Consider the following 14,749-nt stretch of genomic DNA (forward strand, 5'->3'; position numbering starts at 1 on the left):
CGCACACGTCGGCTGGATCGTCAACTGGCCTGGAAGGTGCGGGCGAAGGCCTTGAAGTACGACAACCCGGAAGTCCAGCGGGTGTCCGCGACCTGCCAGTAGAGCATGATGCACCGGCCGTCGCCGAGCCGGAAGGCGCGGTCGAGCACCCGCACCTTCCCGGCGCTGACCATGTGGGTGAACTCCCAGTCGGCGGAGGGCACGCCCAGGTAGGTGCCCGGCGTGATGCCGATGCGTTCGTAGCCGCGCAGGTATCCCTTCTCGGTCGAGGCCTCCTCGACCGTGCGCACGGCGCTGACCGGGTCGTCGGTCTCCCAGGGGGTCAGGTCCACCTGGAGGTAGTCGCGGCCGTTCGGGGCGTGGAAGCGCACCCGCGTGGCCTCCCTGCCGTACGGGACCCAGCCGGAGGGCAGGGCGATCGAGAAGCCCAGCGGGTCGCGGTGGACCTTCCAGCCGGCGGGCAGCGTGGCGGGCGGACGCGGAGACGGCTTCGCGGACGGCTCCCGGGACGGCTCTGCTGACTGCTCGGGCGACGGAGGTCCGGAGGAGGTCCCGGTGTGGGGGCTCGGCTCGCCGGCGCCGTCCGACGTCGAGTCGCCCGCCGAGTCGCCAGTGGAGTCGCCCGTGGTGTCTCCGGTGGTGCCGTTCTCGGAGGCCGACGCGGAGTCCCGGACGGCCGGCCCCGTCGCGAGCTTCTGGTAGCCGAACCACCCGCCCGCGACGACGCCCACGAGCAGCACCGGGATCAGGACCAGCAGGGCCACTCTGCCCGCCGGGCCGCGCCGGGCGGGGGACTGCGGCGGAGAAGGGGGCAGGGAGTGCGGGGGGTGCGTGGAGGCGGCGCCGTACGCGCCGGAGCCGGGCTGCCCCGGACCCGGGGGCGCGCCGTGCCAGGACCCGCCGTACGGCTGGGCGCCGGGCGGTGTCTGCTGCCAGTGCGCACCGGACGGCTGCTGCGGCCCGGACGGGTTCGGCTGCCAGTGACTGCCACCCGGCGGTAGCGGAGATCCGGAGGGCGTCTGCTGCCAGGGACCGCCGGACGACTGCTGCGGGCCGGACGGGTTCGGGCGCCAGGAGCCGGGCGGAGGCGCGGCGGCCGCCGGTCCAGGGCCGGCCGCTATCGCGGCGTTGAGCAGGGCGGCGGTCTCGGCCGGGGAGATGCGGTGAGCGGGATCCTTCCGCAGCAGGCCTTCGAGCACGGGCGTGAGGGCCCCCGCCCGCAGGGGCGGCGCGGGATCGTCGTGCAGCACGGCGGCCATCGTGGCCACCGCCGAGTTGCGGTCGAACGGCGTCCTGCCCTCCACCGCGGCGTACAGCGTCGCGCCGAGGGACCACAGGTCGGACTCGGGGGTCGCGAGGTAGCCGTTGAGCCGCTCGGGCGGCAGGAACGCGGGAGTGCCGGTGATGCCCCCGGTCATGGTCAGCCCGGTCTCCTCCGGCATGGTCGCGATGCCGAAGTCGGTGAGCACGACCCGGGTCTCCCCGCTGAGCAGCACGTTCTCCGGCTTCACGTCCCGGTGCAGCACGCCGGCGGCGTGCGCGGTGCACAGCGCGTCGAGGACCTGCAGGCCGATGGCGGCCACCCGGTCGGGCGGAAGCGGGCCCTGGTCGCGCAGCACCTGGCCGAGGGAGAGCGACTGGACGAGCTGCATCACGATCCAGGGCCGGCCGTCCTCCTCGATGACGTCGTGCACGACGACGACGTTGGGATGGTCGATGCGGCCCGCCGCCCGCGCCTCGCGGATCGTCCGCCGGTTGAACGTGTCCCGGTCCTCTTCGGAGGTGGGATGGTAGAGCACCTCTTTCACGGCCACCGTGCGGGCGAGCAGGTCGTCATGGGCACGCCAGACGACGCCCATGCCCCCGCGGCCGATCGGTTCGAGCAGGCGATATCTGCCCGCCACCCGACGCTCCTCGTCCACCCGTCCCTCCTCGAAACCCCCTGAATGGTCCCACAGGCGGACGGCCGGCCGTTCGCCGTGCCGGAAATCCCCGGCACCGGAGGGCGCCGGGAGGACGGGCGGGGGTGGGGACGTGCGCACGCCGTGCCGCCGCCACCGCATGCCGGCGTGGGCGAACCCGATGCGCAGTCGTTATGGCGCGTTATAAAGGTGAATTTGGCCCTGTCTTATTGCGTTGACCTGCGAAAACGTCACATCTCACACTTTCTCTCGTTACATCGTGGCATTTTCGACACATCCTGCCACTCTTGTCCGGTCATTCCCCTCTAATACTGTCCGCAGTGACTTTGTCGTTTCCCGGACGGAACTCCCCCCGAGACATCCCGTCCCCCGCCTGGAGGCGAAATGCGGTTGCGCACGACCATGTGCGGAAGATCCCCCTATGGCATGGCGCTCGGCGCCGCGGTCCTGGTGTCGGCCGCGCTCGCGCTGACGCCGGTCCCGCCCGCGCAGGCCGATCCGGCCGCCGGAAAGAAACCCCCCGCGCCGTGCGGTGATTCGAGCGCGCACCTGGACACGGTGCCCACCCCCGAACAGTTCTTCGGCTTCCCGCTGGGCAAGGGACAGCCCCGGGTGCTCACGACCGAAGAGATCACGAAATATGTGGAGGCCGTCGGGCGCGCCTCCGACCGGGTGGTCACCGGCACGATGGCGCGCAGCGTGTCCGGCCAGGGCCTGCCCTACGCCATCGTGTCCGACGCCCACCACGTGGTCCCGGGACAGCTGAAGAAGATCACCGATCAGATCCGCTCGCTGCGCGACCCGAGGACGCTGCGGGCGGACAAGGCCGCGCGGATCGCCGAGGAGGCGCCCGCCATCGTCTGGATCGCGGGCAACGTCCACGGCGGTGAGAAGAGCGGCGCCGACGCGGCGCTCAAGACCCTGTACGAACTGGCCGCCGGCCTGTCCTGCGACGTGGTCAAGCGCAACGACAACCTGCTCACGGTCATCGTGCCCACCCAGAACCCGGACGGCCGCGACGCGAACCGCAGGCAGAACGACTTCGGGTTCGACCTCAACCGGGACTGGTTCGCCCGCACCCAGCCGGAGACCGACGCGAAGATCGACATGCTGCGGGCGTACCCGCCGCAGGTCTTCGTCGACGCGCACGAGATGGGCGGGCGGCAGTACTTCTTCCCGCCGAACGCCGACCCGATCCACCACGAGATCGCCGACCAGCCGGTGAATTGGATCAACCGAATCGGCGCGGCGAACGCCGCGGGCTTCGGCTACAACGGTGCCTGCGGCGGCGCGGTCACCACCGAGTGCTACTTCAACTACGCGACGTACGACCTGTTCTACATGGGGTACGGCGACAGCGTCCCGGCCGCGGGCTTCGGCGCCGCCGGCATGACGTTCGAGAAGGGCAGCACCTCGGCCGTCGAGGACCGGGTGCAGCAGCAGTTCAACACCCAGTGGGCGACCACCGGCTGGGCCGCCGACAACCGGCGCGAGGTCCTGGACGGCTACTTCTCGATCTGGCGGACCGCGCTCGCCGAGGGCGCCGCCGGCGCCCTGGAGCCGAACGAGGTCGTCCAGCCCACGAACACCGTCCGGTTCCCGGTGCCCGACATCACGATCCGGTCCTACTTCCTGCTGCCCGGCCGGCAACTCGGCGACGTACGCAGGCTGGTCCAGCGGCTCCGCCGCATGGACGTCGAGGTCTACCGGGTGAAGAAGCCCGTTCAGGTGCCGACCGCTCACGTGTTCGGCGGGCGCACGGCGCGCGACGTGACCGTGCCCGAGGGCGCCTACTGGATCCCGATGGACCAGCCGCAGAAGCACTGGATCCAGGCGGTCATGGGTGAGGACCCGTACGTCCCGTTCCCGTACTTCTACGACGTCTCCTCGTGGAGCAACCCGCTGCTCGCGGGGGTGGACACCATCACCACCGGCGACGCGGTGTCGCCGAAGGCCGACCCCGTCAGGGACATCGACGGCGGCGTGGCCTTCGGGGCGCAGCGCGGCGGGTCCTACACCTACCCGATGGACTCGGCCGCCGCGTCGGAGCTGACCTTCCGGCTGCTCGCCAAGGGAATCCCGCTGACACGCGACACCAGGAGCGGGCTCGTCGGCCTGCCCCTCACCGCGATCAGCCGCGACGAGCTGGACAAGCTGGCCGAATCGCTCGGCGTCACCGTCGAGGGCCGGCCCGGGCAGGTCTCCGGCCCCGCGCTGCGCACGCCCGACGTCGGCCTGTTCGCCGGCACCGGCGTCTCCACGACCTCCGGGTCGTACGGCGAGGCGCGGTACGTGCTCGGGGCCCGCTGGGGCCTGGACCTCACGCCGGTCACCACCGCCGACGTCAACGGCAACACCCCGGCCTTCACGGAGCGGACGGTCCTGCTCGTGCCGGACGGCAGCAGCTCCAACGGCGGGCTGACCGCGCAGGGCCTGGCCAACCTCCGGCAGTGGGTGGCCGCGGGCGGCACGTACGTCGGGCTGCGCAACGAGGGCACCCGGGTCGCCCGGGCGGCGGGCCTCACCTCCACCACCGAGAAGGCCAAGCCGACCGGCTACCAGGTCATCGGCTCGCACTTCCGGGTCGACGTGAGCGCGGGCAGCCCGGTCGCGCTCGGCCGTCCCGCCGAGGACTTCCAGTTCAACAACGGCGACCCCATCCTGAACCCGAGCCAGACCGGCGTGAACGTGCTCACCTATCCGTCCGGCGACACGTTCTGGTCCAACGGCTACACCGTGGGAGCCGAGGCGCTCAAGGGCACGGCCTCCCTCGTGGACGAGCCGAACGGCGCCGGGCACGCCGTGCTGTTCGCCTACAACCCGCTGTTCCGGGCGTACAACGAGAACGGCATCCACCTCCTCGCGAACGCGCTGCTCTACCCGGCCGGGGCGCCCGCCGCGCAGCAGCGCACCCTCGCGGCCCCGACGCCCGGCGGGCCGGCGGTGGAGTCGCTGCGCGCCGCCGCGGCGAAGGCGGAGGAACCGCCCAACCTGGGCGGTGAGTGGCGGCCGATCGTGATCGAGGTGGCCGGCGCCGACCTCGCCCGCACCCAGGCCGTGGTGGCCCGGTACACCGGCGCGGCGAGCACGGCGACGGCGGGAGACTCGGCGTACGTCACGATCCCGAACCCGGACGGCCTGGCGGCCGACGAGCACCCCTTCGTCCGCGACCTGGTGCGCGATCTGGGCGCGGCGGGCATCCCGCTCCGCTCCGTCGTGGCCTGATCCACCGCACAGTCACCCTGCACCCTCAACCCTGCACCCTCACCGGGCGGCCGGCCTCCGGCCGCCCGGTCCTGCCGGAAGCACCGAAGCCGGAAGCACCGAGCCGGAAACATCGAGCCGGACCATCGAAAGGACCCCCATGACATCGCCTCGTACCCGCCGGGCGGCGCGGTTCGGCGGCGCGGCGCTCGCGGCCGCGCTGCTCACCGCGACCCAGGCGACCGCCTCCCTCGCGGCGCCCGGAAACCCCGGGGAGCCGCGCTACTCCGCCGGCGCCCCCTCGCTCGGCGACCCGTACTTCCCCGACCAGGGCAACGGCGGGTTCGACGTGCGGCACTACGACGTCACCTTCGCGTACGACCCCGCCACCAGGATCCTGGACGCCACGACGGTGATCACCGCGGTCGCCACCCAGGACCTCGACCAGTTCGACCTCGACTTCCGCGGCCCGGAGATCACGTCTCTCAAGGTCGGCAAGCACCCGGCCGCGTTCCGCCGGGACGGGCAGGAGCTCGTGATCACCCCGCGGCCGAAGCTCAAGACCGGGGAGACCTTCACCGTCACGGTGGCGTACAAGGGGACCCCGCCGGTCATCACCGACCCGGACGAGTCGATCGAGGGCTGGGTGCCGACGGACGACGGCGTGTTCGTGCCGGGCGAGCCGCAGGGCGCCCCGGCGTGGCTGCCGTCCAACGACAGCCCGAAGGACAAGGCCACGTTCACCTTCCGCGCGACGGTCCCCGAGGGCGTCACGGTCGTCGGCAACGGCCGCCTGGTCTCGAAGACGACCAAGAACGCGAAGACCACGTTCGTCTGGGACTCGGCCGAGCCGATGGCGACCTACCTCGCCACGGTGACCCTGGGCAACTTCACGGTCAGCGAGACGACCACTCCCAGCGGCATCCCCGTCTACACGGCGGTGGACCCGCGCCTGGTGACGCAGTCGGCGAACGCCGTCGCCCGGATCCCCGACATCCTGGAGTACTTCTCCTCGGTCTTCGGGCCGTACCCGTTCAACACGGCGGGCGCGATCATCGACCGCGCGCCCGACGTCGGGTACGCCCTGGAGAGCCAGACCAAGCCGATCTTCTCCAGCGCGCCCAGCGTGGGCACGATGGCGCACGAGCTCGCCCACCAGTGGTACGGCGACAGTGTGTCCCTCGGCAGGTGGTCCGACATCTGGCTGAACGAGGGCTTCGCGACGTACGCGACCTGGCTCTGGACCGAGCACAGCGGCGGCGCGACGGCGCAGCAGACGTTCAACAGCTCAAGCAACTACGGCCGCGCGGCGACCTCGTCGTTCTGGCAGATCGCCACGGCCGACCCCGGCCCGGAGGACATGTTCGGCAACGTGCCGTACAACCGGGGCGCGATGACGCTGCACGCGCTCCGCGGCAAGATCGGCGACACCGCGTTCTTCAAGCTCGTCAAGGACTGGGCCACCGAGCACCGGTACGGCACCGTCAGCACCGCCGACTTCGTCAGGGCGGCGGAGAAGGTCTCGGGCCTGGACCTGAAGGCGTTCTTCGACGTGTGGCTCTACCAGAAGGGCAAGCCCACCGCCTGGTGAGCCGGTTCACGATCGAAGCCGCAGGGCGAGCTGGATCCGGTCGCGCAGGCCCAGCTTGCGCAGCACGCTGGAGACGTGGTTCTTCACCGTGCCCTCGCTGATCGAAAGGCGCGCGGCGATCTCCCGGTTGGCCGCCCCGGCGGCCACCATCCGCGCGACCTCCAGCTCGCGCTCCGACAACAGCTCCCGCCCGGGGAAGCCGGCCGAGCCCTGCAGCGGGAGCTGCCGCAGCTCGGCGACCAGCCGGGCGGCCACCGGGCTGCCCAGCACCGTCTCCCCGCGGCTCACCCGGTGGACGGCCGTGACCAGTTCCTCGGGCGAGCAGTCCTTGAGCAGGTAACCGGTCGCGCCGCCGCGCAGCGCGCCGAAGATGTACTCGTCCTCGTCGAAGGTGCTGAGCACGATGACGGCCACCTGCGGGTGCTCGGCGGCCAGGCGGGTGATCAGCTCCACGCCGTTCATGCCCGGCATCCGCATGTCCACCAGTGCGACGTGGGGGCGGCGCTCGCCGATGACCAGCAGCGCCTCGTACCCGTCGGCCGCCTCGCCCACGACCTCGACGCCGTCCTCGACTTCCAGCAGCTTGCGCAGCCCCTGGCGCATGAGCGCCTGGTCGTCGACCAGCACCACCCTGACCCGCGTCATGCCACGACCTCCGTGAGCGGCAGCTCGGCGCGCAGCTCGAACCCGCCGCGCGTCGCGTTGGCGCCGGTCAGCGTGCCGCCGAGCGCCCTGGCCCGGTCCGCCAGCGAGGTTAGCCCGAAGCCGCCGGACGACCGGTCGTCGCGGCCCTTCCCGTCGTCGCTGACCACGAGCACGACCCGGTCGTCGCCGAAGGTGAGCGTGCCCCGCACGTGCTCGGCTCCGGCATGCCGCAGCGCGTTGGTGAGCCCCTCCTGCAGCACCCGGTAGAGGACGAGCTCGACGTCGGGCGTGAGGAGCCGTTCCTCGCCCCGCACCTCGAACCGTACGCTGATGCCGGTGCCGTCGAACGACGCGGCGAGCCGTTCGAGCGCGGCGCTGCCCACCCGGCCGTCCAGCGCGAGCGGGCGCAGCGCGCGCACCCAGCGCCGGGCGTCGGCCAGCGCCTCGACGGTGAGCTCCTTGGCCTGGCGGACCTCCTCCCAGGCGGCGTCGGGGCGGCGTTCCCGGAAGCGCTCGGCGTTCTCCAGGCCCATCTTGACGACGGTCAGGTGATGGCCGACGGAGTCGTGCATCTCCGCCGCCATCCTCGCCCGCTCCTCGGCGACGGCCAGCTCCCTGATGCGTTCGAGGAGCCCCCGCGCCTCCTCCCGGCTGCGCCGCGCGGCCAGCGTGGAGGAGGTCATGCCCAGCACGAACGCCGCGAGCACCGCGCCGAGACCCATCTCCTGCAGGCCGTCGAGCACGGTCTTGTGGAAGATCAGGGGGACCGCCGCGAACATCACCACCGCGAGGCAGGACAGGATGATCGTCGCGGCCCGCATGCTGTAGATGAAGGCCAGGTTGGCCACGGCGATGAGGATCAGGGGGAGCTGGGTGCTGTAGGCGCCGCTGATGCCCAGCATGGTGGTCGCCACGAGGAACAGCGGGGCCGCCCAGCGGCGGCCCTCCGCCCGGTCCCAGGGCAGCAGCGGCCACAGCGCCACGACCAGCCCGAGGTTGGCGGCGAACAGCACATACTCCAGCACGCTGCCGACGCCGAGCAGCACCGCCTGCACGAGGCCGGCCGCCATGACCGCCGTGACCGCCCAGAACACGAGGTTGAACAGGAACGGCCGGTCGGCGTCCCGAAGCCAGTCGAAACCCGCCATGCTCCGACCCTAGATCGCCACGGTGCGGATGCAACCCGCCATCGGGACCATGACCGGAGTCATGCCGCCGCCGCAGGCACACCCGTGCCCCGCCCGCGTTCGTACGGGCGGGGCAGGGTGAGAGGCACGGCGAGCAGGTCTAAGTCGCGGAGCAGGTGACCGGCGAGGGCACGTCGTTCGCGCCGGTCGCGTTGCCGGTGAAGCCGAACGACGTGGACGCGCCGGCCGCCAGGGAGCCGTTGTAGTTCACGTTCTTCGCGGTGACCGCGGCCCCCGACTGGGACACCGTGGCGTTCCAGGAGGAGCTGATCGTCTGGCCGTTGCGGTACGACCAGCCGACGGTCCAGCCGGAGATCGCGCTGGTCCGGGTGTTCTTCACCGTCACCTCGGCCTGGAACCCGCCCGGCCAGGAGTTGGTCACCGTGTACGTCGCCGTGCAGCCCTGGCCCGGGTTGGGGGAGCCCGACGGCGAGGACGACGGCGAGACCGACGGAGACGGGGACGGCGAGGGCGAGGCGGACGGCGACGGCGACGGGGAGGGCGACGACGTGCCGCCGCCGCTCGCCTTGAGCACGGTGACCGAGTAGGGCGGGAGCGTGATCGAGGTGGCCGACGACGCGCTGCTCGTGCTGATCGAGGTGGCGCCCTTGCGCCACTGCACGACGGTCGCCGCGTTGCCGGGGGAGAAGCCGGAGTAGGACAGCGACACCGTCGTGGAGTTGTTCAGGTCCTTGTTGATCAGCACGACGTTGACCCCGTTCGAGGTCTTCACGGCGTGCGCGGCGAGCTGCGAGGTGGACGAGGACGCCTTGACCAGGGTGTCGCCCGGCGACCCGGCCTTACCCACCATCGACAGGCCGAAGTACGGCGGGAACGGCGTGTTCGCCGCGGGCTCGCCGGAGGCGCCGGAGGACAGGATGCCCTCGTCGTGGTAGTCGGGGGTCCCGTCATCACCGGTGGCCGGGCCCTGGCTGGTCCCGTTGTGCAGGTTCCACCAGTCGAGGTTCATCGCGCCGTTCTCGAACCACGTCAGATAGCTGTCGGTGGCGAACAGCGCGGCGGTCGCGGTGGTGAGCTGGTAGCTGGGGTTCAGCTCGGTCACCGAGATGCCGATGCTCGACGCCCTGCTCCCGGCGTACTTGGAGATCAGGGAGCGGACCGTGCTGGTGATCGTCGAGATCTGCGAGACCTTGCCGAGGCTGTCGGCGGCCGAGGTGGCGCCGGGGTACCAGTGGACGATGACGAAGTCGGCCTTGTCCTTCACGATCGACATGACCGTGTTGTTCCAGTCGGCGCTGTCGCCGGAGCCGACGATGCCGTCCGGCCAGCCGCCCGGGGTGGTGAGCACCACGCCGATCTTGATGGAGGAGTCGACGGCCTTCATGGCCGAGATGTACTGCAGCACGTTGTTCGCGTACGCCTTGGGGCTCTTGTCGGAGTGGTTGTCCTGCTCCCAGCCCGAGCCATAGTGGCCGTTGCCGTAGACCTCGTTGCCGATCTCCCAGTACTTGACGCCGTACCCCTTGGTGACGTTGGCGTACTTCACCCAGTCGGCGGCCTCCTGCGCGGTGCCCGAGCCGTAGTTGGCGATGATGACCGGCTGCGCGCCGGCCGAGCGCACCGTGCCCATGTAGGTGTCGAAGTCGGTGTTCGGCGCCACGTAGCCGCCGTCGGCGGTGTTGGTCTTCCAGTGGTAGATGTCGCCGTACGAGCCGCCGGGGTAGCGGACGGCGGTGAAACCGGCGTCGCGCAGCAGGCCCGCGATGGGGGCGCTGTTCATGTTCCCGTCGTAGACGGCGACGTTGACCCCGTGCCCGGCGGCGGGGATCGTGCCCAGGCTCGTGCCGGTGTTCACCGTCACGGTGGCGGATGTCGCGGCCGACGCGGGTGCGACGGTGACGGCCGTGACCGACGCGGCGGCGAGCGCCGCGGACGTCAGCAGGGCCAGTCCGACGCGCCGCCGGCCTGTGAGCGAGGCGTGCATGGAGGAGCTCCTTCGAGCGATCGCGCTGTCGCCCGTGCCGGGCGCAGATCGAGCCGCATCCTGTTCCCCGCCACCCCGCACGGTCAACGAGAAGACCCCTCGCAACCTCCTGACCTGCGGTCGATTTCGTATGGAGTTGCAACTTTCATCATGCCGTCATGGTCATGTCACGGCGACAGCAGACACGCCAGGGCGTGTTCGAGCTCCTCGGGAGTCGCGACGGGCGCCGCCCAGGGGACCCGGATGAGATGGCCGGGCCCCGGCCGCAGAGTGGCGCCGTAGCGGTCCAGCTCCCACAGCCACACCTCGCCGGGAGCCGCCTCGCCCGTCAGCCTCTCCGCCGCCTCCCTGAGCTGCTGCGCGTGGGACCCGTTGACGTGGCGCACCATGCGCTCGGCCGGTGGCAGCAGCGGGTCGGGGGCCGAGGCGAGGTACGTCTCGGCGTCGAGGACGCCCGAGTCCCCGCCGGTCAGATAGATCACGTGGCAGACGTCGACGCGCACCAGCGCGGGAGCACCGCCCTCGACGGCCGCGAAGAGGTCCTCGTCGGGGCACGCCTCCGCGATGGCGACGGCGGCGGCGCGGGCACGGGCCGCGTCCAGCCGCGCACCTTGAGCAGGGCGCGGGGCCGCTCGACCCCCCCGACCTCCCTGCTCGCGGAGAGGTCGACCGTCACCAGGGTCTCGGCGGGTGCGCCGTAGAGGACCTCGCCCGGCCGCACCAGCAGGACCGGCCGGCCCCTGCCGTCCACACCGCCGCGGGCGGCGGCCGTGGGCACGTCCGACCCGGCGACCGAGACGTGGGTGGGCGCCGACAGGGCCGCGAGAGTGCGTACGCGCTCGGGGACCGGGGGAGCGGTGACGGGATGCCGCATGGGAGCTCCTTCGATGTAGGTTAGGCTCACCTTAGTAAGGCTTACCTAACTTGGAAAGAGGGCGCCATGCGTTACACGGGACCGAAGGTGCGGCTGTCGCGCCGGGCGGGCGTTCCGCTCACCCGCAAGGCGGTGAAGTACTTCGAGGCCCGGCCCTACCCGCCCGGCGAGCACGGCCGTGCGACCAACCGCCGCACCGCCGGTGACTACGGCGTGCGGCTGCTGGAGAAGCAGAAGCTTCGCTGGTACTACGACGTGTCCGAACGTCAGCTCCGCCGCTACTGGGACCTCGCCGTCCGCCGTCCCGGCCGGTCCGGCGAGGAGCTGGTGGCGCTCCTGGAGACCCGGCTCGCCTCCCTCGTCCTGCGGGCCGGCCTGGCGCCGTCCATCTACGCGGCCCGGCAGTACGTGAACCACGGGCACATCGCGGTCGACGGCCGCAAGGTGGACATTCCCAGCTACCAGGTCAAGCCGGGCCAGTCGGTGGCCGTACGGGACCGGTCCGTCAGGATGCAGCCGTTCGTCGCCGCCGCCGAGGGCACGTACGCCGACGAACGGATCGCCCCCTATCTGGACGTCGACCACCGCGGGCTGCGCTTCACCCTGCTGCGCCGCCCCGCGCGCGAGGAGATCGTGGTCCCGGTGGACGAGCAGCTCGTGGTCGAGCACTACTCCCGCTGACGCCCCGGGCCTCTCCCTCGTTCGCGACCTCGTCGGCCGGGCCTTCAGCGCTCTTCGCCTCGATGGGCGGCCAGGAGGTCCTCGATCGCGTTTGTGACAATCTCCACACCGTTGGGGATCTCGGCCAGGTCGGCGAGGAAGAGGCCGGGCCAGGCGTTGAAGTTCCTGGTGCGAGCCGCCCTGAGCTGCGGTCTGAGCGGAGGCAGCGCCTCCAGCGACGCCGCGAACCGAGCGACCGCCTCTTCTCCCACGTACCGGACCAGAGCACCGAGGCTGAAGTACAGGTTGGCCTTTTCGACTGTCTCCGCTCCCATGGTCAGCATCGGCCGGGGAGTGCCGTCGATCGGGTAGTGGGCGGAGATGCTCGGGTATCTCGCCTCGTTCGAGACTACGCGAGCACCCGATAGTTCGGCGTGGTCCATCACGTCGCGAAACACGGAGCGAACCTCGTGCGGTGCCTCGGACAACGCGGCCTCCAGATGCATACGTGTCCACTTGGTCTGGGGCTGCAGGTCGCTGCGGTCGGCCAGCACACCCAGGGCCAGGTCCCACAGAGACCCTTCGCCCGGGACGACCCATCGCCTCGGTCCCTGGACGGAGACGGGAGCCGCCTGCCAGCCGGCAAGTTTCCAGATCAGATTGACCAGACCGGTGGGAGAGTACTGCCGCCCGTCGAGCGCCCAAAGCAGCGGCGCGGACCGATCGTTCACCCAGGATGCCTGTGCCCGGCGCGGGTCCTCACTGAGCCATGGGCCGAGAGCTCTGCGTTCCGGCCTTGTTCCGGCCTCGAAGGTAAGGAGGGTTCCCGGGGCTATGCGCTGCGCGTCGACCAGGGTCGGCACCGCGTTCGGACGACGCGTCCGCGGATTGGGCTTACTGCGCTGGTATTCGGGACGGAGCGCCGGGCTGGACACGCCACTTCGCATTGCAGTCAGCACGAGGTCGGCCAGCTGGGCACACCGCATCGGGTCGGTGAACAATCCCCTCGCGGAGGAGTCTGAGCCGAGAGACTCGTCGAAGTGATGGACCATCCAGGAAAGGGCCTCCTGCGTAAGCAGCGGGACCCGGGTGAGCTCCTTATCCTCCCAGGGATAGTCAGGGTCGTCGATGCTCTCGACGCCAAGCTGCTGGAAGACGACATGGGCGATGAGGAAGTCGCCGTACTCGGCGATGGCCTCGGCGCGGCCCTCCCGCTCCTTCTGGCCCGACTGGAGCGCGGCTCCCACCGCACGCAGCACGAGCACCGACCGCCAGATCTGGTGCGCGCTGGGTGGGCTGTCGCGGAACAGCAGGTTGTAGGCCTCCTGCTCGCCCTCCTCCCACAGCAGATCGATGCTCTGCTTCGCCCGGGCCGCGAGTTCGGGATTGCGATGCGCGCAGGCCAGGGCGGTGGCCGCGTGTACGACGGAGCAGCCCGCGTCGGGAGCGGGATCGGCCTCGCCCCTCTTGATTGTGTAGATCTTGCCGAGGTCGAGCGCGAAGTCCTGACGGATGACCGACTGCTCCCGGTGCAGGGAGACGAAGTCACGCTTCTCCACCCTGTTCTGTGTGTTCGTGCTGCGCGTTACCCGATCCCCGAAGCCCTCCGGACAGTCCTCGGTGGAGATCACTCGCACGCCGACGTATCCGGCCTGAGCGGTCTCTGGATCACGCCGCATCGCCTCGGCGATCGATACCACCGTCTGTGCGCCGTTCACGACGCTGGCACCCGTAAGACAGAGATCGATTGGCCCGTGGGTCGCCTTGCTCCATGCCTCAGGCTTCAGAGAATCGCAGAGCATGGTGATGCCGTTGTTGAAGTACCAGAAATCGGCCGGCTCCCGCAGCAGGGTGTCCACCATCTTGTGGTTCACCTCGGTGAGACCCAGCGACTTGCGGATGTTCTGCGTGAAGAGCCGGTCGCCGTGTGCCTCGAACCACTGGGCGACATCCGCCACCGAGACCCGGCCCTGGTACGCCTCGAACGGATCGCCCAAGTGGATCCACTTGTCGAGCTTCGCGACGAGGTTGATCCCAGGCTCGGCCAGGTCGTCCCGGGCGGTCTCCCAGATCCTCTTTGTTCCCCAGACCTCGAAGTCGAGCACATCCTGCATCGTGTTGTATCGCTTCTGGGCGTTCGTGAATCGCCGTTCCACATCGGGATGCAGGTCGCCGGGGCCGGTAAGCGCGACCACGAGCGTCACCCGCAGATCGAAGTCGCGCCAGACGCTCTTGATGCGCTCTACCGCGTTCTCCTGGAAAGCCTGGTTGAAGTGCGCGAAGTTGTGATCGTCGATGTGGTCCAGCCCTTCGAGGAGCTTCAACGCTTCCCCGACGCCGAATCCAGCGCTTCCCCGATCGTTCCACTTGCTCTGGATGAGCCAGACGTGGGTGCTCTCCTCGTCGACCACGACCGCGTCGATACCGATCTCGTCGCGTCCGTCGATCAGCGTCTGCGCCGCCGCGTAGCTGTCCCAGCCGGTCAGTTTCCTGGCCACGATGCAGGCCAGCGCGCGGCTGAGGAACTTCCGCTCCCGTTCGTCCGGAGACTTGTTCGTGGAATCGCTCATGTCGATCAGATCATCGAACTCCCGATGCAGGGCCTCCTTGATCTGATGGATCTCTCGGGGCATGCCCGCAGGCTTGGTGGATCCCACTGGAATTGTCCTTGTCGGCGTAACACGGAACGGATGGCACTTACATGAGGTGTGGCGTGCGCGT

10 protein-coding genes are annotated in these 14,749 nt (G+C 70.5%); 3 read left to right on the top strand and 7 right to left on the bottom strand.

The features are described 5' to 3' along the window. Positions 1 to 20 precede the first annotated feature (20 nt). Positions 21 to 1,922: a serine/threonine-protein kinase gene (locus tag Mam01_RS02005; protein ID WP_204283660.1), complete on the bottom strand. Its 1,902-nt coding sequence runs from the start codon at positions 1,920 to 1,922 to the stop codon at positions 21 to 23. A 384-nt stretch (positions 1,923 to 2,306) separates the two neighbouring features. Between Mam01_RS02005 and Mam01_RS02010 the strand changes: the two genes are divergently transcribed. Both Mam01_RS02010 and Mam01_RS02015 read left to right on the top strand, forming a co-directional pair. Then, a complete protein-coding gene (locus tag Mam01_RS02010; RefSeq protein WP_204283662.1) occupies positions 2,307 to 5,147 on the top strand; it encodes a M14 family zinc carboxypeptidase in 2,841 nt (946 codons plus the stop codon). Between the two features lie 139 nt (positions 5,148 to 5,286). After that, entirely contained in the window at positions 5,287 to 6,717 is a 1,431-nt protein-coding gene (locus Mam01_RS02015; RefSeq protein WP_204283664.1) for a M1 family metallopeptidase, read from the top strand. A gap of 6 nt (positions 6,718 to 6,723) precedes the next feature. Here Mam01_RS02015 and Mam01_RS02020 read toward each other — a convergent pair whose 3' ends face one another. The 5 genes from Mam01_RS02020 to Mam01_RS02040 form a co-directional block, all read right to left on the bottom strand. After that, positions 6,724 to 7,362 carry a response regulator gene (locus Mam01_RS02020; protein WP_150933100.1) on the bottom strand — a complete coding sequence of 213 codons (639 nt, stop codon included), beginning with the start codon at positions 7,360 to 7,362 and terminating at the stop codon, positions 6,724 to 6,726. Next, complete coding sequence (locus tag Mam01_RS02025) at positions 7,359 to 8,510, bottom strand: sensor histidine kinase (protein WP_204283666.1); 1,152 nt, start codon at positions 8,508 to 8,510, stop codon at positions 7,359 to 7,361. The genes Mam01_RS02020 and Mam01_RS02025 overlap by 4 nt, the downstream gene beginning before the upstream one ends. Positions 8,511 to 8,649: 139 nt before the next feature. Continuing rightward, entirely contained in the window at positions 8,650 to 10,494 is a 1,845-nt protein-coding gene (locus tag Mam01_RS02030; protein WP_239100960.1) for a cellulose binding domain-containing protein, read from the bottom strand. Positions 10,495 to 10,661: 167 nt separating this feature from the next. Further along, positions 10,662 to 10,997: a DUF2470 domain-containing protein gene (locus tag Mam01_RS02035; RefSeq protein ID WP_204283668.1), complete on the bottom strand. Its 336-nt coding sequence runs from the start codon at positions 10,995 to 10,997 to the stop codon at positions 10,662 to 10,664. Beyond that, the gene (locus tag Mam01_RS02040) at positions 10,973 to 11,368 is read right to left on the bottom strand and encodes a hypothetical protein (protein WP_204283670.1); all 396 of its coding nucleotides are present in this window, start codon (positions 11,366 to 11,368) and stop codon (positions 10,973 to 10,975) included. Before Mam01_RS02040 ends, Mam01_RS02035 begins: the two co-directional genes overlap by 25 nt. Positions 11,369 to 11,434: 66 nt before the next feature. Between Mam01_RS02040 and rpsD the strand changes: the two genes are divergently transcribed. Next, on the top strand, positions 11,435 to 12,049 hold the full coding sequence (rpsD, locus tag Mam01_RS02045) for a 30S ribosomal protein S4 (RefSeq protein ID WP_204283672.1): 615 nt from the start codon (positions 11,435 to 11,437) through the stop codon (positions 12,047 to 12,049). 44 nt (positions 12,050 to 12,093) lie between these two features. Here rpsD and Mam01_RS02050 read toward each other — a convergent pair whose 3' ends face one another. Beyond that, positions 12,094 to 14,685, bottom strand: coding sequence for an AIPR family protein (locus tag Mam01_RS02050; protein ID WP_204283674.1), 2,592 nt, complete (start codon positions 14,683 to 14,685; stop codon positions 12,094 to 12,096). Positions 14,686 to 14,749: the final 64 nt, after the last annotated feature.

It is taken from the genome of Microbispora amethystogenes (assembly GCF_016863015.1).
GTDB classification, from domain to species: domain Bacteria; phylum Actinomycetota; class Actinomycetes; order Streptosporangiales; family Streptosporangiaceae; genus Microbispora; species Microbispora amethystogenes.